We start from the raw sequence: 241 nt of genomic DNA, 5'->3' as shown, positions 1-241 counted from the left end.
GAAATCCAATTACCAACCTCATCATAAAAACGCAACCACAACCCCTCTACTCCCTCATAAATGCCTTCCCATAAACCCAAACCCAAACCCAACTCCTCTAACCACAATCGCCCCTCTTCTAAGTCTAACGGTTCATATTTTCCCGACTGCAAAACAAAACCCTGAAACTGATTTTCATAGCGGTCATAGATAACATAATAAGGAACTTGTAAGATTTCTTCGTAAACCTCCCATTTTGTCG

1 protein-coding gene is annotated in these 241 nt (G+C 41.1%); it reads right to left on the bottom strand.

The window, feature by feature from the left end:
• A partial coding sequence (locus tag JUI58_RS00010) for a Uma2 family endonuclease (RefSeq protein WP_204101721.1) occupies positions 1-241 on the bottom strand: 241 nt, incomplete at both ends.

This window comes from Spirulina sp. CCY15215, from assembly GCF_016888125.1.
In the GTDB taxonomy this organism is placed as follows: Bacteria; Cyanobacteriota; Cyanobacteriia; order Cyanobacteriales; family Spirulinaceae; genus CCY15215.
This window is presented reverse-complemented; position numbering and strand designations above follow the sequence as displayed.